Origin of the sequence: Pseudomonas sp. RGM 3321, from assembly GCF_022836805.1 — a bacterium.
Lineage (GTDB): Bacteria > Pseudomonadota > Gammaproteobacteria > Pseudomonadales > Pseudomonadaceae > Aquipseudomonas.
Window position 1 is genome coordinate 1 of record NZ_JALHBH010000108.1, and the last position, 21,890, is coordinate 21,890.

General features: G+C 58.2%; 16 protein-coding genes, 1 tRNA gene and 3 pseudogenes. 14 read left to right on the forward strand and 6 right to left on the reverse strand.

Annotated elements, in window-relative coordinates:
- Positions 1-90: integrase core domain-containing protein (locus tag RGM3321_RS12630; RefSeq protein ID WP_146226174.1), on the forward strand; the 90-nt coding region annotated here is incomplete at its 5' end.
- 41 nt (positions 91-131) lie between these two features.
- On the opposite strand, the gene RGM3321_RS12635 is transcribed toward RGM3321_RS12630, so the two are convergent.
- Positions 132-1,565 carry a M48 family metalloprotease gene (locus RGM3321_RS12635; RefSeq protein ID WP_002552586.1) on the reverse strand — a complete coding sequence of 478 codons (1,434 nt, stop codon included), beginning with the start codon at positions 1,563-1,565 and terminating at the stop codon, positions 132-134.
- Positions 1,566-1,705: 140 nt separating this feature from the next.
- On the opposite strand from RGM3321_RS12635, the gene RGM3321_RS12640 reads away from it, so the two are divergent.
- A complete protein-coding gene (locus RGM3321_RS12640; RefSeq protein WP_002552587.1) occupies positions 1,706-1,957 on the forward strand; it encodes a sulfurtransferase TusA family protein in 252 nt (83 codons plus the stop codon).
- Between the two features lie 34 nt (positions 1,958-1,991).
- Entirely contained in the window at positions 1,992-3,062 is a 1,071-nt protein-coding gene (locus tag RGM3321_RS12645) for an AI-2E family transporter (RefSeq protein WP_244393317.1), read from the forward strand.
- A gap of 66 nt (positions 3,063-3,128) precedes the next feature.
- Here the strand turns inward: RGM3321_RS12645 and RGM3321_RS12650 are convergent, their stop codons facing one another.
- Together RGM3321_RS12650 and RGM3321_RS12655 are read right to left on the reverse strand one after the other, a co-directional pair.
- Positions 3,129-3,602, reverse strand: a complete 474-nt coding sequence (locus RGM3321_RS12650) for a peroxiredoxin (RefSeq protein ID WP_002552589.1) — start codon at positions 3,600-3,602, stop codon at positions 3,129-3,131.
- Between the two features lie 9 nt (positions 3,603-3,611).
- On the reverse strand, positions 3,612-4,175 hold the full coding sequence (locus RGM3321_RS12655) for a glycine cleavage system protein R (protein ID WP_003317383.1): 564 nt from the start codon (positions 4,173-4,175) through the stop codon (positions 3,612-3,614).
- A 325-nt stretch (positions 4,176-4,500) separates the two neighbouring features.
- Between RGM3321_RS12655 and dapA the strand changes: the two genes are divergently transcribed.
- The 5 genes from dapA (at position 4,501) to RGM3321_RS12680 (ending at position 8,195) form a co-directional block, all read left to right on the forward strand.
- The gene (gene dapA, locus RGM3321_RS12660; RefSeq protein ID WP_244393318.1) at positions 4,501-5,379 is read left to right on the forward strand and encodes a 4-hydroxy-tetrahydrodipicolinate synthase; all 879 of its coding nucleotides are present in this window, start codon (positions 4,501-4,503) and stop codon (positions 5,377-5,379) included.
- An 18-nt stretch (positions 5,380-5,397) separates the two neighbouring features.
- The gene (gene bamC, locus RGM3321_RS12665; protein ID WP_005732873.1) at positions 5,398-6,516 is read left to right on the forward strand and encodes an outer membrane protein assembly factor BamC; all 1,119 of its coding nucleotides are present in this window, start codon (positions 5,398-5,400) and stop codon (positions 6,514-6,516) included.
- Positions 6,517-7,275 carry an MBL fold metallo-hydrolase gene (locus RGM3321_RS12670; protein WP_044321071.1) on the forward strand — a complete coding sequence of 253 codons (759 nt, stop codon included), beginning with the start codon at positions 6,517-6,519 and terminating at the stop codon, positions 7,273-7,275. It begins immediately after the preceding gene.
- Between the two features lie 28 nt (positions 7,276-7,303).
- Entirely contained in the window at positions 7,304-8,014 is a 711-nt protein-coding gene (gene purC / locus RGM3321_RS12675; protein WP_244393319.1) for a phosphoribosylaminoimidazolesuccinocarboxamide synthase, read from the forward strand.
- A 91-nt stretch (positions 8,015-8,105) separates the two neighbouring features.
- Positions 8,106-8,195 (forward strand) — tRNA-Ser (locus RGM3321_RS12680).
- A gap of 99 nt (positions 8,196-8,294) precedes the next feature.
- Here the strand turns inward: RGM3321_RS12680 and RGM3321_RS12685 are convergent.
- Both RGM3321_RS12685 and RGM3321_RS12690 read right to left on the reverse strand, forming a co-directional pair.
- Positions 8,295-8,477, reverse strand: coding sequence for a hypothetical protein (locus RGM3321_RS12685; RefSeq protein WP_244393320.1), 183 nt, complete (start codon positions 8,475-8,477; stop codon positions 8,295-8,297).
- Positions 8,478-8,548: 71 nt separating this feature from the next.
- Positions 8,549-8,698: pseudogene (locus RGM3321_RS12690) on the reverse strand (DUF932 domain-containing protein); the annotation flags it as partial.
- 368 nt (positions 8,699-9,066) lie between these two features.
- Between RGM3321_RS12690 and RGM3321_RS12695 the strand changes: the two are divergent.
- The 3 genes and pseudogenes from RGM3321_RS12695 (at position 9,067) to RGM3321_RS12705 (ending at position 16,502) form a co-directional block, all read left to right on the forward strand.
- Positions 9,067-10,229, forward strand: a protein-coding gene (locus RGM3321_RS12695; RefSeq protein ID WP_244393321.1) for an IS3 family transposase whose coding sequence is annotated in 2 segments (ribosomal slippage) — positions 9,067-9,322 and positions 9,322-10,229 — 1,164 coding nt in all. Because the reading frame shifts where the segments join, the coding sequence is not laid out codon by codon here.
- A pseudogene (locus RGM3321_RS12700) lies at positions 10,226-10,441 on the forward strand (integrase); the annotation flags it as partial. The gene RGM3321_RS12695 and the pseudogene RGM3321_RS12700, both read left to right, overlap by 4 nt.
- A gap of 478 nt (positions 10,442-10,919) precedes the next feature.
- Positions 10,920-16,502: a DUF3320 domain-containing protein gene (locus tag RGM3321_RS12705; protein ID WP_244393322.1), complete on the forward strand. Its 5,583-nt coding sequence runs from the start codon at positions 10,920-10,922 to the stop codon at positions 16,500-16,502.
- Positions 16,503-16,794: 292 nt separating this feature from the next.
- Here the strand turns inward: RGM3321_RS12705 and RGM3321_RS12710 are convergent.
- Positions 16,795-16,971 (reverse strand): annotated as a pseudogene (locus RGM3321_RS12710) (transposase domain-containing protein); the annotation flags it as partial.
- 492 nt (positions 16,972-17,463) lie between these two features.
- On the opposite strand from RGM3321_RS12710, the gene gvpU reads away from it, so the two are divergent.
- From gvpU to RGM3321_RS12725, 3 genes are all read left to right on the forward strand, one after another.
- Entirely contained in the window at positions 17,464-17,946 is a 483-nt protein-coding gene (gene gvpU, locus RGM3321_RS12715; protein WP_244393323.1) for a gas vesicle accessory protein GvpU, read from the forward strand.
- A gap of 311 nt (positions 17,947-18,257) precedes the next feature.
- Positions 18,258-19,949 (forward strand): NAD-dependent malic enzyme, encoded by a 1,692-nt coding sequence (locus RGM3321_RS12720; RefSeq protein WP_244393324.1) that lies wholly within the window; start codon positions 18,258-18,260, stop codon positions 19,947-19,949.
- A 236-nt stretch (positions 19,950-20,185) separates the two neighbouring features.
- Positions 20,186-21,829: a phosphoethanolamine--lipid A transferase gene (locus RGM3321_RS12725; RefSeq protein WP_244393325.1), complete on the forward strand. Its 1,644-nt coding sequence runs from the start codon at positions 20,186-20,188 to the stop codon at positions 21,827-21,829.
- The last annotated feature ends 61 nt before the right edge of the window (positions 21,830-21,890 follow it).

Here is a 21,890-nt window from a genome sequence, read left to right on the forward strand (position 1 = left end):
GTGGATGAATCGGTGCAGATCTACAATAGGGAGCGGCCACACTTATCCCTGAAATACAAAACGCCCGATGCGGTGCATCGGGCGTTTTGAGCGTGAAACAGGTGTAAACCTATTTCAGGACTAGACAGACATCAGTTCATCATGTCCTTGACCATCCGCTCTTGTTCAATCAGATCCTTTTGCCGTGCATCGATGCGCGACGCTAGCTGAAAGTTGTTTGCCGCGCGGCGTTTGGCAAAGTCCAGCTGCTGGATCGCCTGACGGAAATCGCCGACCAGTGCGAAATATTCGGCACGCGCCTGATGCAGGCCGATGGTGTTGCCATTCAGGCCACGGGTTTCCGCCACGACGTACCAGATGTCGGGATCATCCGGGCGGGTCTTGAGCAGCGCTTCAAGGCTTTTTTCGGCTTCGGCGGTTCGGTTCTGCTTGAGCAGCACGTCAATGCGCACGTCATTGAGCGGGTAGCTGCCTGGGTACAGCGTCAGCATGCGATCGACCCGTTGCTGGGCATCGGCCAAGCGGTTATTGGTGATATCCAGGTCGATCTGCGTCAGATTGTAGGTGATGTCATTTGGCGCTTTTTCGATTAATGGCTTGAGGGTTTCTCTGGCTTCGTTCAGTTGCCCACCCTTGATCTGTGCGATGGCCAGACCATAGCGAGCCGGATCGGATTTCGGGTTTTCAACCAGTTGCGCACGAAAACGCTTGGCGGCGATACCAGGTGTTTCTTCGTATATCAACGCAACGCGGGCGCGCATCAGTTGATACAGCAGGCTATCTTCCTTGCCCCCAGGCTTGGCCTGCTCGGCGCGGTTGCGTGTGTCAGCGATCCGCGATTCGCTCACCGGGTGAGTCAGCAGAAACTCCGGTGGCCTTGCGTCAAACCGATACTGACGCATGAGCCGCTCGAACATGGTGGGCATGTTGCGCGGGTCATAACCGGCCTTCTCCAGATTGAGAATGCCGATACGGTCGGCTTCCTGCTCGTTCTGACGCGAAAAGCGACGTTGCTCCTGGATTGCAGCCGCCTGTGAGCCGGCGATGGTTGCGATACCGGCATCACCGGCACCTGCGGCAGCCATGACAATACCCGCCAGCATCGCGGCCATTACCGGCACCTGCATGCGTTGCTGGGCCTCCATGCCTCTGGCGAAGTGGCGTTGCGACAAGTGAGCCAGTTCGTGGGCCAGCACCGACGCGTATTCGCCCTCGGTCTGGGCATTTAGGAACAGGCCGCCGTTGACACCGATGATCCCGCCGGGTGCGGCAAAGGCGTTGAGTTGCGGGCTGTTGATCAGGATAAATTCAAGGCGACGGTCCTGAACCTGGCTGGTCTCGGCAAGGCGATACACCGAGGTCTCGACGTAGTCCTTGAGTTGCGGGTCTGACAGTTGCGCGACCTGGCCACGCAGCAACCCCAGCCATGCTCGACCCAAACGGTGTTCCTGTTCGGGGGAGACAATCGAGGAGCTGGCGTCGCCAAGTGAAGGCAGGTCATCAGCCATGCCGTGCGTAGCGAACAGGCAAGCGAGGGTGAGCAGTGTAGGACGCAAAAAATTCATGCACGAAGCTCTGGTCAGAAGAACCTGTACTGTAGCTGGCTCAATGGCGTGCTGACCAGAGTGAGGTATTCTTGCCGCCTTATCCGCCATGCCTTTTCGGACATGGTTTGTAATTCGATGTGTCCGCCTGGAGAGAAACGATGTCTGACGCTGTAGTGCGCCCCGAGGTGTGTGACGCCGAACTGGATGCCAGCGGTCTCAACTGTCCATTGCCTCTGCTGAAAGCCAAGATGGAGCTCAATCGTCTGGCCAGCGGCGCGGTGCTGAAGGTGATCGCGACTGACGCCGGATCGCAGCGGGATTTTCGAACCTTTGCCAGACTTTCCGGGCATGAGTTGCTGCATGAAGAGGTCGATGCCGGCACTTATCTTTACTGGCTGCGCAAGGCTTGAACCGCCACCGCCGTTTTTTTGAAAAGGATGTTTGATGTTCAATGTGCTTCGCAATTGGGTGCAACGCTACTTCTCTGACGAAGAGGCGGTGGTCCTGGCGGTTTTGCTGTTTCTGGCGTTCACCCTTGTCCTGACGCTGGGCGGCATGCTGGCGCCGGTCCTCGCCGGTCTGGTGCTGGCGTTTTTGATGCACGGGCTGGTCAGTGCCCTGGAGCGCCTGCGCATGCCCGAAATGGCCGCCGTCGGTCTGGTCTTCACCCTGTTCATCGGCGTATTGCTGGTGTTCCTGTTGGTATTGGTGCCCCTGCTCTGGCACCAGTTGATCACTTTGTTCAACGAAGCCCCGGGTATGCTCGCCAAATGGCAATCCGTGCTGTTGCTGCTGCCAGAGCGCTACCCGCATCTGGTTTCCGACGAGCAAGTGTTGCTGGCGATCGAAGTCGCCCGTGGTGAAGTGGGCAAGCTCGGTCAATTGGCGCTGACCTTCTCGATCTCCAGTCTGCCATTGCTGGTCAACCTGATGATCTACCTGGTACTGGTGCCGATTCTGGTGTTCTTCTTCCTCAAGGACCGGCACATGATCGGCCGCTGGGCACGCGGCTATCTGCCTCGCGAGCGTGCGTTGATCAACCGGGTGGCGGAGGAGATGAAGCGGCAGATTGCCAATTATATTCGCGGCAAGGTCATCGAGATTTTTATCTGTGGTGGTGTGACCTACATCGCTTTCGCCGCACTCGGGCTCAATTACGCAGCGCTGCTGGCAATGCTGGTCGGCATATCGGTGGTCGTGCCTTATGTCGGCGCGGTGGTGGTCACAGTGCCGGTGGCGTTGATCGGACTGTTCCAGTGGGGCTGGGGTGATCAGTTTATCTATCTGATGATTGCCCACGGCATTATTCAGGCGCTGGATGGCAACGTTCTGGTGCCGTTGCTGTTTTCCGAGGCCGTCAATCTGCACCCGGTCGCAATCATCTGCGCCGTGCTGCTGTTCGGCGGGTTGTGGGGGTTCTGGGGGATCTTCTTTGCGATTCCGCTGGCCACGCTGTTCAAGGCCGTCCTCGATGCCTGGCCGCGCAATGAGCCGACGGTAGCACCGTTGCTTTGACGCGATAGCCGCGACAGCAGGGCTGAATCGCTGCGGCACCTTGCGCGCCGCAGCGGGGCACGCGGATCAGCCTTTGTTCAGGGCCTCGGCCTGCGCCAATACTTCAGCTACATGGCCAGGCACTTTCACGCCGCGCCATTCCTGACGCAGTACGCCTTCCTTGTCGATCAGGAAGGTGCTGCGGTCCACGCCCAGGTATTCCTTGCCATAGAGCTTCTTGAGCTTGATGACGTCGAACAACTGGCAGACGGCTTCGTCCTTGTCCGAAATCAGCTCGAACGGGAAAGACTGCTTGGCCTTGAAGTTTTCATGGGTCTTCAGGCTGTCTCGGGAAACACCGAGCACAACCGTGTTGGCTGCCTGAAACTGCGCAATATGGTCACGAAAGTCCTGACCCTGCGTGGTGCAGCCGGGCGTGTTGTCTTTCGGGTAAAAATAAATCACGACCTGCTGCCCCTTGAGCGCAGACAGCTCTACGGTCTGTCCGCTGGTCGCGGGTGCCTGAAAGTCGGGAACCGGTTGATCTACTGTGACGGTCATGGGAACTCCTTACATTGGGGCTTGTGGGCGCCAGGGTTCGATCAGTGCGTCGAGATTCAGCGCGTCGGCGAAATCGAGGAATTGATCGCGCAGCCAACTGATCTGTGTGCCTGCAGGCAGTGTCACCGTGAATGTGGCATTAAGCATGGTGCCACCGGTCTGCGGAGCCTGATACGTGTCACAAATCAGATTTTCCAGCTCGACGTTATGGTCAATGAAGAACTGGCACAGCTCATTGATGATGTCCGGGCGGTACGCCGAGCTGACGTAAGCCACGTAGGGCAGGGCTTCCGGGCGATTCTCCAGGGTAGCGCTGCGCACCACGCTGGTGGTGAACGCATGCTTTTTGGAGAGGCTCGACAGGCCGGTTTCAAGGCGCGCCAGAGCGTCCCAGCTGCCTGATACCTGAAGAATAAGCGCACTGCACTCACCGTGGCGAGTAAGGCGCGAGGTGACGACCGAGCAGCGGTTTTCATGGCTGGCGCGGCACAGGACGTTGGTCAGCTCCATGGGGTTTGCGCCAAGGGCACTGATGACAAGGAATTGTTCGCGAACTGTGGGGGTGGACGACATGCAGCATTCCTAGACGATGAGCGGTCGGTACTTTTTCGGACTTGCGGGGCTGTTTCGACAATCGATGGCGCAAGATACCTTCCCGGGTCCCGGAGCGCCTGCCTTGCATGGAAGGACCATGACGGGGCTGGAGTGCACTGGGGCAGGGCTTCTGGCGACAAATTCGACCGATTGAGCGAGGTGCGCAGGTGACCAGTACCGATCAAAGGACGAAGGGTAGCGAAAACCATCGCTCAGGGGAATGCTCAGAGCGCGGTACTTCGCTTGTACAAGGCTGATAGCGCCAGTACCATTACGGCTCTCTTTTTCCGGCAGGAGCGGTTGCATGATTGCGGGCAGTATGGTGGCACTGGTCACACCAATGGATGCACAAGGTCGTCTGGACTGGGACAGCCTGAGCAAACTGGTTGACTTCCACTTGCAAGAGGGCACCAACGCCATTGTTGCCGTAGGCACCACCGGTGAATCGGCGACGCTGGATGTGAGCGAACACATCGAGGTCATCCGCCGTGTGGTTGCTCAGGTTGCAGGACGTATTCCGGTCATCGCCGGTACAGGCGCCAATTCGACGCGCGAAGCCGTCGAGCTGACCACCAACGCCAAGACCGCTGGCGCCGATGCGTGCCTGCTGGTAACGCCTTATTACAACAAGCCGACGCAAGAAGGCCTGTTTCAGCATTTCAGCCACATCGCCAATGCCGTAGACATTCCGCAGATCCTCTACAACGTGCCGGGCCGTTCTGCCTGCGACATGTTGCCAGAGACTGTTGCGCGTCTTTCCACGGTCAGAAACATCATCGGCATCAAGGAAGCCACCGGCAACCTGCAGCGCGCCCAGGACATTCTGGCCAGTGTCAGCAGTGATTTTCTGGTGTACTCCGGTGACGACGCTACTGCAGTCGAATTGATGCTGCTGGGCGGCAAGGGCAATATTTCCGTCACCGCCAACGTTGCACCGCGCCTCATGAGCGATCTGTGCGCAGCGGCCATGCGTGGCGATGCCGAGACGGCGCGGGCGATTCACGAAAAGCTCATGCCGCTCAACAACACCCTGTTTATCGAATCCAACCCTATCCCCGTGAAGTGGGCCTTGCATGAAATGGGTAAGATGCCAGCCGGTATCCGTCTGCCGCTTACCTGGCTCAGCGAAGCCTGTCACGAACCGCTGCGTCAGGCCCTGCGCCAGTCCGGCGTCCTGGTTTAATTGAGGAAGTATCACGCAATGAAGCGATTGGCCGGACTTTCCGCACTTGCTCTTATTATCTCCAGCACCAGCGGTTGCGGTTGGCTCTGGGGCGAAGATGGTTACTTCCGTGATCGCGGTAGCGATTATCTCCAGGCCACCCAGACCCCACCCATGCAGGTGCCTGCCGATGTGTCCGGCGTCAAGCGCCTGGACCCGTTGCTGCCAATCCCGCGCAATGTGGCTGACAGCACCCAGAAGGAAGGCGAATACACGGTCCCTCGCCCTCTGCCGCTGGGCACGACTTCCGAGTCGAGCGATTTCAGCCTGCAGAAAAGCGGCGATGCGCGCTGGATTCTGGCTCAGCGTCAGCCAGCCGAAGTCTGGCCGGTGGCTCATCAGTATTTCGAAGACAACGGTTTCCGTATCGCTGAAGAGCGTCCGCAGACCGGCGAATTCAGCTCCTCGTGGCAGCGCCTCGATGAGCTGTCCGCTTCGGTGGCCAAGCGCCTGAGCGCCGCTGGCGTTTCAGCCGACGCTGAAACCCGCGTGCGGGTTCGTATCGAACCGGGCGTGCAGCGCAATACCAGTGAAGTCTACGTGGTCAGCGTCGAGCGTCCTGCCGGCAGCACTGCCGACGTGGCCTTCCCGACGCGTACCACCAACCTGGGCCTTGATGCAGCACTGACCGACGATCTGCTGGCCAGCATGGGCCGCAACGCTGAAAAGGGCGGTTCGATTTCCCTGCTGGCAGCGCGTGACTATGACACCCCGAGCCGTGTTGCCTTGAGCGAAGACGGTAGCGGCAACCCGGTGTTGAACCTCGGTGCCGATCTCGACCGTGCGTGGTCGAGTGTCGGCCGCGCGCTGGATCAGGGTGACTGGCGCGTCGAGGACATCAACCGCAGCCTGGGTCTGTACTACATCAACCTGGCCGAAAAGGCCAAAACGCCTGAAAACGAGCCTGGTTTCTTCGGTCGCCTGTTTGGCAGCAAGTCGAGCAAGGAAGAGATCGATGCCCGTGCCGAGCGTTATCAGGTTCGCCTGAGCAAGGTGGGTGACAACGTTCAAGTGACCGTCGAGAAGAACATCAACACCGTTGCGCCTGCGGATATCGCGCGTCGGGTGTTGAGCGTTATTCAAGACAACCTGGGTTAAGTGCGTTTCGCGGTTCTCGGCAGCGGCAGTCGTGGCAACGGCACGCTGGTCGCAAGCAACGATACGTACGTACTGGTCGATTGCGGTTTCTCCCTGCGGGAAACCGAGCGCCGCCTGGCGCGTCTGGGCGTCGCTGCAAGCCAGTTGAGTGCGATTCTGGTAACCCACGAGCATGCCGATCATGTGCATGGCGTGGGTTTGCTGTCGCGGCGCTACAATGTGCCGGTCTACCTCAGCAGTGGTACCTTGCGCGGTATGCGCAAACCGGTTGAAGTCGCCGGTTTGCTGGCGGGCGGGGAGAGCTTGCAGGTGGGCGCACTGGGCATCGATGTGGTGTCTGTCGCTCATGATGCGCTTGAACCGACGCAGTTTGTCTTCAATGACGGCAAGCGCCGCTTCGGTCTGCTGACCGACCTGGGCTCTTACTGCTCCAACGTATTGCAGCGTTATCAAGGCCTGGATGCCTTGATGATCGAGGCCAATCACTGTCGCGACATGCTTGCCCGAGGCCAGTATCCGGTCTTTCTCAAGCAGCGCGTTGGCTGTGAAACAGGTCATTTGAACAACCATCAGGCCGCCAGCCTGGTGAGCGAGCTGGGATGGCAGGACCTTCAGCACTTGGTGCTGGCGCATCTGAGCAGCAAGAACAACCTGCCGCATCTGGCCCGGCAATGTTTTGTCGACACCCTTGGGTGCGACCCGGACTGGCTGCAATTGGCCGATCAAGATTCAGGGCTCGACTGGCGACATATCGCCTAGCCCAACTACTTAGCAAGCGGAGCCCATCATGGAAAAACGTGAAGAACTCTACCGCGGCAAAGCCAAATCGGTTTACAAGACCGACGACGCTGACCGCTTGATCCTGCTGTTCCGTAACGACACTTCGGCGTTCGACGGCAAGCGCATCGAACAACTGGACCGTAAAGGCATGGTGAACAACAAGTTCAACGCCTTCATCATGCAAAAGCTTGAAGAAGCGGGCGTTCCAACCCAGTTCGACAAGCTGCTGGGCGACAACGAGTGCCTGGTCAAGAAGCTCGACATGATTCCGGTCGAATGCGTCGTGCGTAACTACGCTGCCGGCAGCCTGGTCAAACGGCTGGGCATCGAAGAGGGTACCAAGCTCAATCCGTACACCTTCGAACTGTTCCTCAAGGACGACGCCAAGGGCGACCCGTTCATCAACGAGTCCCACGTAGTGGCGTTCGGCTGGGGCACTGCCGAGCAACTGGTCCGCATGAAAGAGCTGTCGATCAAGGTCAATGAAGTCCTGACCAAACTGTTCGACGACGCTGGCCTGCTGCTGGTCGACTTCAAGCTCGAATTCGGCGTATTCCACGGTGAAATCGTTCTCGGCGACGAATTCAGCCCGGACGGCTGCCGCCTCTGGGACAAGGACACTCGCAAGAAAATGGACAAGGACCGCTTCCGCCAGGGGCTGGGCGACGTCATCGAAGCTTACGAAGAAGTCGCAAACCGTCTGGGCGTGCCGCTGTAAGCGGAAAAAACACGCAAGCGCTTGATAGCACGAAAAAAAACAGCAGAAGGGCTTCGCCTTCTGCGCTGATACTGTTATGATGCGCGCCGTTGGAGAGATGCCAGAGTGGCCGAATGGGACGGATTCGAAATCCGTTGTACCTTCACCGGTACCTAGGGTTCGAATCCCTATCTCTCCGCCATTATGCGTCCTAAAAGCCCCGCTTTGCGGGGCTTTTAGGTTTTTAGCGTCAGTTGTTTCCCCATATGTCCCCCATTGCAGTCGTGCGCCTCTATTGGGACTAAGCGGCTGTATGACCGCTGTTCGGTTCACCGGCAGCCCTGGCGGCCAGGACCACCAATCCCAATGCTGCCGCAAGCAAGCTTACCGTAAGCAGGCTGAGCTCTGCAGCGACGATAACTTTTGCCGTGCTGAGTATCAGGGCTAATGCCGCAACGGCGCAGCCCAGCGCTAGCTTCAACATTATGAACTCCTTTGTACCTAAAAAAGAAATATGGGATGACCTGAGGGCATCCCATGTATGCGCCTGAACGTTCAGGCAACGAGCTCAAGCGCAGCATCCAACGCACGCTGTTTGATTCCTGCGCCTGGGCCGAACCAGGCCGAGTCCAAGCGGTAGTCTACCGATCGGGCACGCCTCTCGTGATCCACGTACTCGGTGACGGCGTTCAGCAAGCCCCAGGCTGCTGCAGGTGGGGCATTTGGCTGACATTTAACAGAACTCAGCTGTGGATTCACCTGAGCTATATAGATCTCAAATTTTGTGGAATCGAATAGACGAAGCCGGCGCATCCCGGCCAGTGCATCTCTCACTCTAGTAGCAGCTATTCCTGCTATCGAATAGCAGATCTGGTCCTTTGGCCCCCTCTACCTCCGTTATCTAGTCTGAAATTGCACTGTAATTCGCTGTAACCGTTTCAGAATCCACGTTGATCGCTTGCGTGGTGATAGGGGCGTGGGGAAAGAAATCCTTAACACAGGAGCAGAGTGTAGTGGTCCAATGATTCCGGACACCCATTTAGGCGAGAATGCTCGCCAGATAGATGTGTCTGATGACCAAACAACGTCGTTCCTTTTCAGCTGAATTCAAACGCGAGGCCGCAGGCCTCGTGCTCGATCAAGGCTATAGCCATATCGAAGCCAGCCGCTCGCTTGGGGTGGTCAAGTCCGCGTTGCGTCGCTGGGTTAATCAACTCCAGCAGGAGCGCAACGGCGTTACTCCTCAGAGTAAGGCGCTGACGCCTGAGCAGCAGAAAATCCAGGAATTGGAAACTCGAATCGCTCGCCTTGAACGGGAGAAATCCATTTTAAAAAAGGCTACCGCGCTCTTGATGTCGGAAGAGCACGAGCGCACGCGCTGATTGATCAACTGAGCGCACAAGAGCCGGTCGATTGGCTTTGCACAGTCTTTGACATTACTCGCTCGTGTTACTACTCCCACCGCCTCAGGCACCGAACTCCGGACGTTGAGCGGCTTCGGTTGCGCAGTCGGGTCAACGAACTGTTTACGCAAAGTCGAAGCGCCACCGGTAGCTGCAGCATCGTGTCGATGATGCAGGAAGACGGTGAGCAAATCGGGCGGTTCAAGGTGCGTGGCCTGATGCGGGAACTGGAGTTGGTTAGCAAACAACCTGGATCACATGCCTACAAACAAGCGACGGTTGAGCGGCCTGACACTCCGAACATCTTGAATCGAGAGTTTGATGTGCCGGCGCCGAATCAAATCTGGTGTGGCGACATCACCTACATCTGGGCTCAAGGGAAATGGCATTACCTGGCTGTCGTTCTGGATCTCTACGCACGCCGAATTGTGGGTTGGGCGCTGTCAAACAAGCCGGATGCGGATCTTGTCATCAAGGCGTTGGATATGGCTTACGAACAGCGTGGCAGGCCTCAAGGGCTGCTGTTTCACTCGAATCAGGGCTCGCAATATGGCAGTCGCCAGTTTCGCCAACGGCTCTGGCGTTACCGTATGCGCCAAAGCATGAGCCGTCGTGGAAACTGTTGGGATAATGCGCCGATGGAGCGCGTGTTTCGCAGCTTGAAAACTGAATGGATACCGACCGTGGGCTACATGACAGCTCAAGAAGCGCACCGCGACATCAGTCATTACCTGATGCATCGGTACAACTGGATTAGACCGCACCAATTCAACAACGGATTGGCCCCGGCTCAGGCCGAGAAAAAACTTAACGTCGTGTCCGGGATTAGTTGACCACTACAAGCGAACTCAAAAAAAGCATCAGCGGGAACACCTTCAACGCAGATTGAAGCGAATGGATTACGAGTATAATCTGACTGGCCACGGCATCCGCGGGACCATTTCAACAGCACTGAAAGAGATCGGCTACCTCAAGGCCTGGTTGGATACGCAGTTGTTCCCATGCGGATCCGAATAAGGTAGGTTCGGCCTATGACCCGGCTAAATAAGTTGAAGACGAAGAGGGCTAGGTCGATCAAGTCATCAAGCTCTACCTGGGGGTGATAGCACCGAGTCACGACACAGCGAGGATGAGGAGAACCATAGTCACGCATAGGCGTCCCTGGTTTTGGCGGGTTGTGCGAAAAGGCCGGCAAGGGCACACCGAGGACAGAGCACAGAAGCCTATGGAAGGTGTGACAGGGGAAATGTACAAAATTGGTAAGGACATACCTATCGTGCCCTCTACATAAATTGATTGCTCGACATCAAAACACCGTACTTGAAGTGCCTTCCAGTGGATTAATATGTATGGATGCTATCTAGAACAGGCGCACGCAGTTTCGATGTTGGAAGGGGATTGCTGGTCGCAACGTGGCTCCTGCCCTTATCGGCAGCCGGCGTATGTCCGCCAGAGATGCGAAAATAGACTAATCGCCCAATGAAGGGCCCGTTCGGCGGAGATGTTCCGCTAGGGACATGACAATGGACAGTAAGATAGAAGCAGCGACGCCCGACTCGCCCATGGATGCGTCGATTTTCCAGAGCGCGCTTCCCAACGCCGAGAAACTCGAGCACGCGCGCACGCAGTTGCTTGACCTCTCAGCGCGAAATCGACTCCTTAATATGCCGCGATCGAGCCGTACCTCGGCGATTGCGGTCGTCGATGAGAAGACATCCGAGGTCTATCGCCTCCTCGTTCGGGAGGGAAAAGCGTTTACCTTCCTGGCCGGCAAGGCGGCAACTGATGAGTCCGATAATGATTCGGCAGCCGACGATGCAAAGCCGGCCAAAGACTCCGATGAAATCGACCAGCTTGCCCAACCCGACGACAGCGTCGACGAGAGGGGCGTGCTCACCCGTCACAGCGACACGAAACTCCAGACTCGCCTCACGGGCAAGGGTCTGCAAAAGCATCTGCTCGAGCTCTACCTGAACTCAAAGACACTCGAGGAAGAGCAGGGCGTCAACGTCCTCTTTGCCTCCCTTGGCGCCCTCAAGTGGATCGATCCGAACAATGCGGCCAACGTTCGCCATGCGCCCCTGATCTTAATTCCGGTCGAGTTGAATCGCGGAACGGCGGGCGAGAAATTCCGACTCAAGGCCCGCGCTGAAGATGTCGCATCCAACCTGTCGTTGGAAGCGTACCTGGACCGCATCCACAAGCTTCGTATGCCCGCCTTCGAAGCCAGCGACAGCTTCGACATCGATACCTATTTTGCAGAGGTCGCGGCTGCGGTGGCGGACAAGCCCCAGTGGGAAGTGCTGCCGGATGAGATGACCGTCGGGTTCTTTTCGTTTGCCAAATTCCTGATGTACAGAGACCTCGACCCTGCCGTGTGGCCCAAGGGCAGCACACTCGTCGATCGCGCACTTATTAAGGGCCTGCTCTCAGACGGCTTCCCGGGTGGAGAGGGAATGCTCGACGAGAGTGCCAACATCGATCCGGTCATCCCGCCGGCGGACATGCTCCACATCCTCGATTGTGACAGTTCGCAAGCCATTGCCATCCATGAGGTGCGTCGCGGTCGCGACATGGTCATCCAGGGCCCTCCTGGCACCGGCAAGAGCCAGACGATCGCCAATATCATTGCGTCGGCTATCAAGGACGGCAAAACGGTCCTGTTCGTGGCCGAGAAGATGGCTGCTCTGGAGGTGGTAAAACGGCGCCTTGACGAAAAGGGCGTGGGCGATGCGTGCCTGGAACTCCATAGCAACAAGGCCAATAAGCGCGCGGTACTCGATGAGCTGCGACGCACCTGGGATCTCGGAGCCCCGAAGCCAGCTCCCACGGGAAGCCTGATTGCTCGCCTGACCGAAGCGCGGGACGAGTTGAACGGCCATGTGGCCCGGCTGCATGCCGTCGACCCAGCATCCAGTCTGTCCTCTTTCCAGGTCATGGGCCATCTCGCACGCCTGCGGCAAGCGGGGGTGATGCCCAATGATGTCGTTCTGGAGGGGATCGAAGCTTGGGGGGCGGATGGTTTCGAACGGCGTCATGCGCTTCTGAATGACTTGGTCACACGGATCGAGATCATCGGCAGACCCGACGACCACGCCTTTACCGGAGTGGGCATCGAAGCGATGCTGCCCACCGATCGTGAGCGTCTCGTCGCCCGTATCGAAACGCTGCGCGGCCAGCTCGAGGACGCCCGGCAGTACATGAATGCTACTGCCAGTTTGCTGGAAGCCCAGCCTCCGTCCAGGCTCGACGAACTGGCCGCTGTCAGCGCACTTGCCCGGCGCATCAGTGTGGCGCCTGTGCTTGATGCCGACGCCATGGCAGATGACGGTTGGTCGAACGTATCGGCGGTCGATACATTGCTGGCGTTGGGTCATCGCTATGCCGCCTTGCGCCAGTCGCTGTCGAGCGAAATCAATGTCGAGGCGTGGGACGAGGACACTCACGAAGTGCAGCAGGCGCTCACCGAATGCCCTGGTGACTTCGATGCGGACGCTGTTCGCCGCCTCTGCGCCGTCCGCGACGCTATCCCGGCGTTATTGCAGGCGGGCCGCGGTCTCGCTCACGCACTGGGCCGCGAATGCACGCCGACCGCTGGGGAATTTGCCCGCCTCGCCAAGATCGGCGAGCGGGTTGCAAATGCGCCACCGGCAAGCCCCGAAACGTTCGCTTCCGAGCTATGGGACGGCGGCGTAGAGCGGGCCGGGCAGATCGCCCAGACCGCTGCCGACCTCGAAGGAGTTCGTACGTCACTGGCAGGTCAGCTCCACGAGCTCGCCTGGGATATCGACGTAGGGCCCGCCCGCGCCGCGCTCGCGGCCAAGGGCACGAGCCTGTTCCGCTTCCTCAGTGGCGACTGGCGTGCAGCCAACAAGCTCATGCGCTCGGTCCTGGTTCAGCCCGCCCAACCTCTCCCGGTGACCCTGGCTTCTCTCGATACCCTGATCCGCGGTCAGGAAGCGCGGCGCGTGCTGCGCGATGAAGACAGCTTCGGCAAGGCTGCCTTCGCTGAAGACTGGCAAGGCGATCGCTCGGCTTCCGCGCCGCTGGTGGCTCTGGTTGAATGGATGCGGTCCCTGCGCGGTCTCGGGGCAGAACCCCGCCTCATCGCTTCCCGCGGTCCTGAGAAGGATGATGTCGCCCAGCGTTCGAAGCACGTAAGCCTTTTGCTCTCCCAGGTCGCTCCCGACCTATCCGGCGTCCATACCGATTTTCTTGCACAGGCAACGCAGGTGTTCGGTGACGCCACCGCGCCTGAACAACTCGACCTCGAGTCGTTGTTGCAGCTCGCCGTCCGCCACACGAACGCCTGGTCGACGGCCAGCCGCTTCCTGATTCAGCCCCCCACCAGCGCAGCATCAGCCTGTGCCATTTTTGAAAGGCTGGACGCGGGACGCGAGGAGCGCCAGGGCGTACGAGATGGGCATAGCCTCGGCCACGCGCTGTTCGGCTCCGCGTGGCGAGGGCTTGACAGTGATTGGGACGCCCTCTCGACAGCCGCTGGTTGGCTGAAAGTCAACGGAGACATCCGCGCGCTGGCCGGTCGAGTCAGCGAGCGTGAGGCGCTCATTCCTCGCGCCGAGGCTCTTGACGAGCAGGCCGCGCATCTCGCCACGGCCTTCCACTCCATTGCAGATGAGCTTGCACTCGATCTGTCAGCCAGTGTCGCTGCGCCGCGGATCTATGAGGTGCATTTGGATTCCCTGGCAGCACGGCTATCACGCTGGGTTACCGAACAGGAAGAACTGCACCGGTGGCTGGCCTATCGCGATCGTGCTGCACGAGCCATTCGCGACGGTTGCGCGGATGTCGTCGCCAGACTTGCCGATGGACGGCTATCGACGACGAGCGCGGTCGCTGCGTTCGAGTTCGCTTATTTTGAAGGGCAATACCGTCGGGTGCTGAAGGCTGAACCGGCTCTGGGCCGCTTCGATGGCGTCGCCCACGGCCATATCGTCCGCGAGTTCGCCGACCTTGACCGCCAGCGCATCGCAGCGGCGGCAGGCGAAGTCGTTCAGGCTCACCACCAGAATGTTCCTCGAAGGGACAGTGGTTCGATTGGCCCACTCGGGGTGCTTCGGGGGGAAATTCAGAAGAAGAAGGGTCACATGGCCTTGCGAAAGCTGGTCGAACGCGCGGCCCCTGCGCTCACCGCCCTGAAGCCGGTCTTCATGATGAGCCCGTTGTCGGTCGCGCAGTTCCTGCCGCCGGGCGCACTGGAGTTCGACCTGCTCGTGATGGACGAAGCGAGCCAGATCCAGCCGGTCGACGCCCTCGGTGCGGTGGCTCGCGCCAAGCAGGTAGTTGTGGTCGGTGACCCTCGTCAGCTACCGCCAACCAGTTTCTTTGCCAAGCTCACCAGTGGCGATGAAGACATCGACGAGGATGAGCCAACGAAGGTCGGCGATGTTGAAAGCATCCTTGGCCTGTTTACCGCACGCGGCCTGCCCATGCGCATGCTCCGCTGGCATTACCGTAGCCGCCACCAGTCGCTCATTGCGGTCAGCAACCGCCAGTTCTATGAAAACAAGCTGTTCATCGTGCCCAGTCCCTGGACTCAGGAGGGTGGGCGGGGCCTGCGCTTCCACCCTGTTCGGGATGGCGTCTTCGGTTCACCGGTCAAGAGCGTCAACGGGCCGGAGGCCAAGGTAGTCGCTGAGGCCATCGTCCAGCACGCCCGACTGCACCCGAAGCTGTCCTTGGGTGTGGCAGCGTTCTCCGCATCGCAAAGCCGCGCCATCTTCGACGAGCTTGAAGTGCTGCGCCGTGGTTTGCCAGCGGAGGTGGAGGCCTTCTTCAACCGCCGCAACAGTGAGCCGTTCTTCATCAAGAACCTTGAAAACGTTCAGGGTGACGAGCGGGATGTCATCTTCATCTCGGTTGGCTATGGACCGACCGTACCGGGCGGCAAGGTACCCATGCGTTTCGGGCCTCTCAACAACGAGGGCGGCGAGCGCCGGCTCAACGTGCTGATCAGCCGTGCCAAGCAGCGATGCGAGGTGTTCTCCTCGATCACCGATGAGGACATCGATCCCGCATTTTCCGCCAGCCGCAAAGGGATCGAGGCGTTCCGCATCTTTCTCCGCTATGCCCGCACGGGGAAGCTCGACACGGCGGCCGTCACGGGACGGGACTTCGATTCCATCTTCGAAGAGCAGGTTGCAGCAGCGCTCGAGGCTCGGGGATACAGTGTCCAGCGTCAGGTGGGCCTGGCCGGGTTCTACATCGACCTTGCGGTGACTGATCCGGAGCGCCCAGGTCGCTTCCTCTTGGGCATCGAATGCGATGGCGCGTCGTACCACAGCGCTCAGTCCGCCCGGGACCGTGACCGCCTCCGCCAGCAGGTTCTGCTTGATCATGGCTGGAACCTCCACCGCATCTGGAGCACCGATTGGTTCCAGCGTCCCCAAGAACAGCTCGACCTTGTCTGCCGGCATATCGATGCAGCGGGTGCTGCGTTCGACGAGCGCGTAGCCGAGGAAGTCCTTTCAGTTGAGCAGGCTGTCGCTGCAGCCGCCATCGAACGGGAAGTGAGGGCTGAAGACGGTGATTTCACCTTCGAACCGTATGTCGAAGCGAGTCCACAGCGGCCAACACGTCGTTCGGAAGAAATCCACGAGACTCCGACAGGCATTCTTACCGAGATAGCGGTTGATGTTGTGCGCATCGAAGGGCCCGTGCATACCGATGAGGTCGTGTCCCGTGTCCGTGACGCTTGGGGCGTCAAGCGAGCTGGAAGTCGCATTCAGGACGCCGTCGAAAGGGCAATCGATGTGGCTGTCCGCCAGAATTCCGTGGTTCGGGACGGCTCCTGGCTCGCCATGGCCAGCGCACCTGTTGTTCCACGCGATCGTTCGCAGGTATCTTCACTGGCGCTCCGCCGGGCGGAGTACCTACCTGAGGAAGAACTTGCAGAGGCCATAGTCATCGTCGTAGCGCGTAACTTTGGCGCGAATCGCGATCAGGTCATCGAACGCGTTGCGCGCGCCATGGGTATCCGAGCTATCTCGGCCTCGGTACGAGAGCGTGTGGCGGCGGTGGTCGAGCAGGCCGTCGCCTCTGGTCGTTTGGTCAATGAGGAAGGCCTCCTGAAGATTCGAGAGTAGCTATCTGCTTGGGGCGTCCTGATCGAGGCTAGCGTGTCGTAAGACATCTGCGATCGGTGAGGCGTCCGGCAACACGATGAGGAGTAAGTGCCCGGTGAACACACCTACCGAACTCCAGCATTAATGGCGATGGTGTCCGCGTATTTTTAAGCGGACGCGATCGCCCTTATCGCCAGGATTTTCATGCGCCAACTAAGCTCTTATCCAAAAACGTTCAAAGCCCAGGTGGTTCAAGAATGCCTGCAACCGGGCGCAACCATTGTAAACGTACGGGGAATACGCCTTGCGCAGATCAGCCAGTTATCCACTGATGCGGCAGCAGCTGCTCGATCTCAATGGCCTTCTGCGTCTGCAGCCGAGTCAGCACATCCTTGAGATACGCGTACGGATCATGCCCGTTCATGTGTGCCGACTGGATCTAGCTCATGACCGCCGCAGCCCGCTTACCGCTGCGCAGCGGCCCAGCGAAGAATCAGTGCGAACTTCCAAGTCCCTGTGGCTTGGTCTGACTCACCACTGCATATCGCCGGCCGGGTTACGAAACGGGGTTGGATGCCGTTGAGTGGCATTCAGTAGGACTATCTATCCGCCATACAAATAAAGACCCGTAGCTGATTCAGCTACGGGTTTTTTATTGCCTGAAATAACGATCCGGTAGTCCCGCCTTTCGGTAAACAAGCCCAGTGACAGCCAGCGCGAAGGCTGTTCTCAAACATTCGTGGCGGCAGACTCGACGCAGAGATTAGCTCAGCCTGCCATGGCCCAGGCAAAGCCCCGCTCATTTCCTGAGCTGGCGGAGGTTGCATCGCGTTTGTAACCGGACCTGGCTGATGCCCGTGCGCTTGCTACACCGCTGGGCCTTCTTGCCCCATCACAAACTATTCACTCCTCCCGGTTTCCCCTTTAGCCCTTTCTGATCTATACCTTGGGTTCAACGTTTTGTGAGGCGAGGAGCTATCAGATGTCGGACGTAGATCAGGTACAAAAGTCGCAACCCTCTCCCAGTCAGAGCCATGATGATGTGATTGCCCAGTTCAAGTGGCAGGGCAAGCAGATCGACTGGTTGCTGCAATGGCTGGTCAAGTTTGTCGCGAACACCAAGGTGGAGATGGGCGTGACGCTGTCGGTGGGCGGGAATCTGGTTTCCGGGCACCTGATTTCTCACGACACCTATTTTGAGCAGTTGGCTGACGATATTTCGGCGCCGTTCAGTTCGTTTGCAAATGGCACTGACGCGACGATGAAAGAAATGATTCTGTCCTTCAAGCCGGGAGAGTCTTCCGAAGACACGCCAGCATTCCATTTCATTCACTTGAAGGATTGCCGGACCTATTCCACTGACGGTAATCCGATTTGCGACGCAGGTGTGTTGTGGCGCGGCAGGATCTCGGCGGTGGACGGTTTCACTATCGGGCTCATCGCTGAAAAACCAGACGTGTCCTGACCTTTTAAGGCCCCGGCTTTCGTCGGGGCGTTCTCATCCATTCTGATGATGGTCTCCAGCGTGCTATGTGCACCCGCTGGTGTGGAAAGCTGCGCCGGTAGTAGCGTCACTTAGCCATTCTTTGCGCGACAAAATGTCGCAATGGGCCTTTAGCCGGGTAATATGTTCGCCCTGACCTTACACGCCGAATGGTTTTCGGCATGGCCTGATAGAGAACTGGCGACAAGAAAAAATAACAAGAAACGAGCCAGGCTGCCCGCCCCGGTCGACGTAAAGAATTAATGAGTAGACGAAAAAGGCGATTAGAGAAAATGACCAAGACTTCGCGACCTTTGTACATTTCCTATGCAGGACCCGCACTGCTGGAAATGCCCCTGCTGAACAAAGGCAGTGCCTTCACCCCGCAAGAGCGGGTCGAATTCAATCTGATCGGGCTGCTGCCGCAGAACGTAGAGACCATCGAAGAGCAAGTCACCCGGGTCTACAGCCAGTACAAACAGTGCGCGAGCGATCTGGACAAGCATATCTACCTGCGTTCGATCCAGGACAACAACGAAACCCTGTTTTTCCGCCTGCTGGACTCGCATCTGGACGAGATGCTGCCGATCATCTACACCCCGACGGTGGGTCAGGCGTGTCAGGAATTCTCCAAGATCTACCGCACGCACCGTGGCCTGTTCATTTCCTACCCCGAGCGCGACCGCATCGATGACATTCTGCGTAGCGCCACCAAGGACCGGATTAAAATCATTGTCGTGACCGACAGCGAGCGAATTCTCGGTCTGGGCGACCAGGGCATTGGCGGCATGGGCATTCCGATTGGCAAACTGTCGCTGTACACCGCTTGTGGCGGGATCAGTCCGGCGTACACGCTGCCGATCGTACTGGATGTTGGCACCAATAACCGTGAGTTGCTGGATGACCCGATGTACATGGGCTGGCGTCACGAGCGGGTATCGGGCAAGGAATACGAAGACTTTATCGCCTTGTTCATTGATGCCGTACAGCGTCGCTGGCCCGACGTGTTGTTGCAGTTCGAAGATTTTGCCCAGTCCAATGCCATGCCGTTGCTTGAGAAGTATCGGGATGAGCTGTGCTGCTTCAACGATGACATACAGGGCACTGCGTCGGTTGCCGTGGGTACATTGCTGGCGGCCTGCAAGGCCAAGAATGAAACCCTTGGCCAGCAGAAAGTGGTGTTTGTCGGTGCCGGTTCGGCGGGCTGCGGTATTGCCGAGCACATCATCGCAGCGATGCGCATTGAAGGCCTGAGTGAAAGCGAAGCGCGCAAACGTATCTTCATGGTTGATCGCTTCGGCCTGCTGACCGAGAGCATGGACAACCTGCTCGATTTCCAGAAGCGTCTGGCGCAAAAGACCGCCGATGTGTCTGGCTGGACTGCTGGCACAGAAGCCTTCCCGCAGTTGCTCGACGTGGTGACGAACGCCGGGGCTACGGTGTTGATTGGCGTGTCCGGGCAGCGTGGTCTGTTCACCGAACAAGTCATTCGCGAACTGCACAAGCATTGCGCCAAACCACTGGTAATGCCGCTATCCAATCCGACTTCCAAGGTAGAAGCCACCCCGGAAGAAATCCTGCGCTGGACGGATGGCAATGCGCTGGTTGCTACCGGCAGTCCGTTCGCGCCGGTGGAGATCAACGGTCGCACCGTGCACATCGCTCAGTGCAACAACTCCTATATCTTTCCAGGCATCGGCCTTGGCGTGGTGGCCTGCAAAGCGTCGCGCATCACCGACCGCATGCTGATGGCGGCGTCCAATGCGCTGGCCGAGTGTTCGCCGATGGTCACCGGGCAGGGCGATGCGGTGTTGCCGCCGCTCAAGGAGATCCAGCAGGTGAGCCGCAAAATTGCGCTGGCTGTCGCCAAGGAGGCCCAGGCTGAAGGCTTGGCACTGGAAACCTCCGAAGAGGCACTGCTTGAAGCCATCGAACGTAATTTCTGGCTGCCGGGCTATCGTGCCTATCGCCGTCGTTCGGTCTGATCGAGCGCTTCCAGAGTGACAGCGTCTGCGCGAGCCTGCTTGCGCAGACGCTGTATTGGCGGGGTTATTGAACGTTCATAGGCGCGTATTGCTTCACGGTGAAATAAGCTTCATTCAACCCGATCCTCTCACCTTTTTCACATAAAATTGATGCAGCGCTGCCTAGAGTGCGCGCCATCGGGGAGTTATCTGACTCCTGAATGCCCGATGCATATTAATTCGATAAGCAGACCACGATGCCGACACCCAGAACTGTTCGTCCAGAGGTTGTTACCTTACTTGCCAGTGCCTTTCTGTTACTGGGTTTCAATATAAATCTGTGGCAGCATCTTTTCGCGATTACCAGCTCCGATGCCAAAGGCCTGGCCATGCGCTTTGCATTCGGGCTGATGATTTTCTGCGTATTCAATATCGTTCTGACGCTGTTGGCATTTCGTCGTGTGTTTAAACCTGTGGTGATCGCTCTGTTTATGATCAGCGCCGGGGTGGTGTATTTCATGACCGAGTACGGTGTCATGATTGACGCCGGGATGTTCCGAAACTTCGCCGAAACCAACGTGACGGAAGTGCAGGGGCTACTGTCTTTTAAACTGGCGTTGTATATCGTTCTGTTGGGTGTACTGCCATCGCTGATTCTATGGAAACTGCCGATCAGCTACCGTCGCTGGCACCTGGAACTGTTCAGCAAGCTGGTGGTGGGCGTGGTCTGTTGCGTGGCGATAGGCGGCGTTGCACTGGCGAATTATCAAGGCTTGTCCTCGTTGTTCCGCAACCATCACGAATTGCGCCTGATGGTCGTGCCAAGCAATTACATCGGTGCCTCGATCGGCTACCTGAGCGAGCAGGTGATCTCCGCACAGCGCCCGTTCGTCAAGATTGGCGAGGACGCCAAGCGGTCGGCGGACTGGGCCACGCATGCCCGCAAGTCGTTGACCGTGCTGGTGGTGGGCGAAAGTGCCCGTGCCGAAAACTTCGGGATTCTTGGCTATGGCCGCGACACCACGCCGAACCTCAACAAGGAGAGCGGGTTGGTGGCGTTTACCGATGTTTACTCGTGCGGCACCGAAACCGCAGTGTCGGTGCCGTGCATGTTCTCCAACATGGGTCGCAAGAACTACAACGCAACCAAGGCCCGTAATCAGGAAGGTTTGCTGGATGTCCTGAAACGTGCCGGTATAGAAGTGGTGTGGCGTGATAATCAGGCGGGCTGTAAAGGGGCCTGTGATCGAGTGACCTTCCAGGATGTCAGTAATCTCAAGGACCCGCTGCTGTGCAACAGCCACGAATGCCGCGATGAAATACTGTTGCAAAACCTGCAGGGGTTTATCGATAGCCTCGACAAGGACACTGTTCTGGTTCTGCACCAGATGGGCAGCCATGGCCCTGAATACTTCAAGCGTTACCCTAAAGAGTTTGAAAAGTTTACGCCGGTGTGTGAAAGCAATGCCTTGAACAATTGCAGCCGGGACAGCATCGTCAATGCCTACGACAACACACTGCTGTATACCGATCACGTACTGGCCACGTTGATTGATCTGTTGCGCAGCAATCAAAACAAGGTCGACACTGCTATGGTGTACCTGTCGGACCATGGCGAGTCGCTTGGCGAGTACAACTTGTTCTTGCACGGCACACCGTATGTGCTGGCTCCTGATCAGCAAAAGCATGTACCGATGCTTATCTGGTTGTCCGATACCTACCAGAAGTCTTTTGCGGTCAGCCCGGAGTGCCTGGCCAAACAGCGCAATGCGCCGTTGAGCCAGGACAACCTCTTTCATTCAATGCTCGGCTTGTTGAAAGTCGACACCCAGGTCTACAACCCAAGCCTGGATATGTTTGCCGGGTGCCGCACTGAGCTGGCGGCCGCCGACAAGCAGTAAAATGTGTGCTTGCTGAGGATAGAGATCGTTTCCACGCTTGCGTGGGGACGCTCATCCTTGG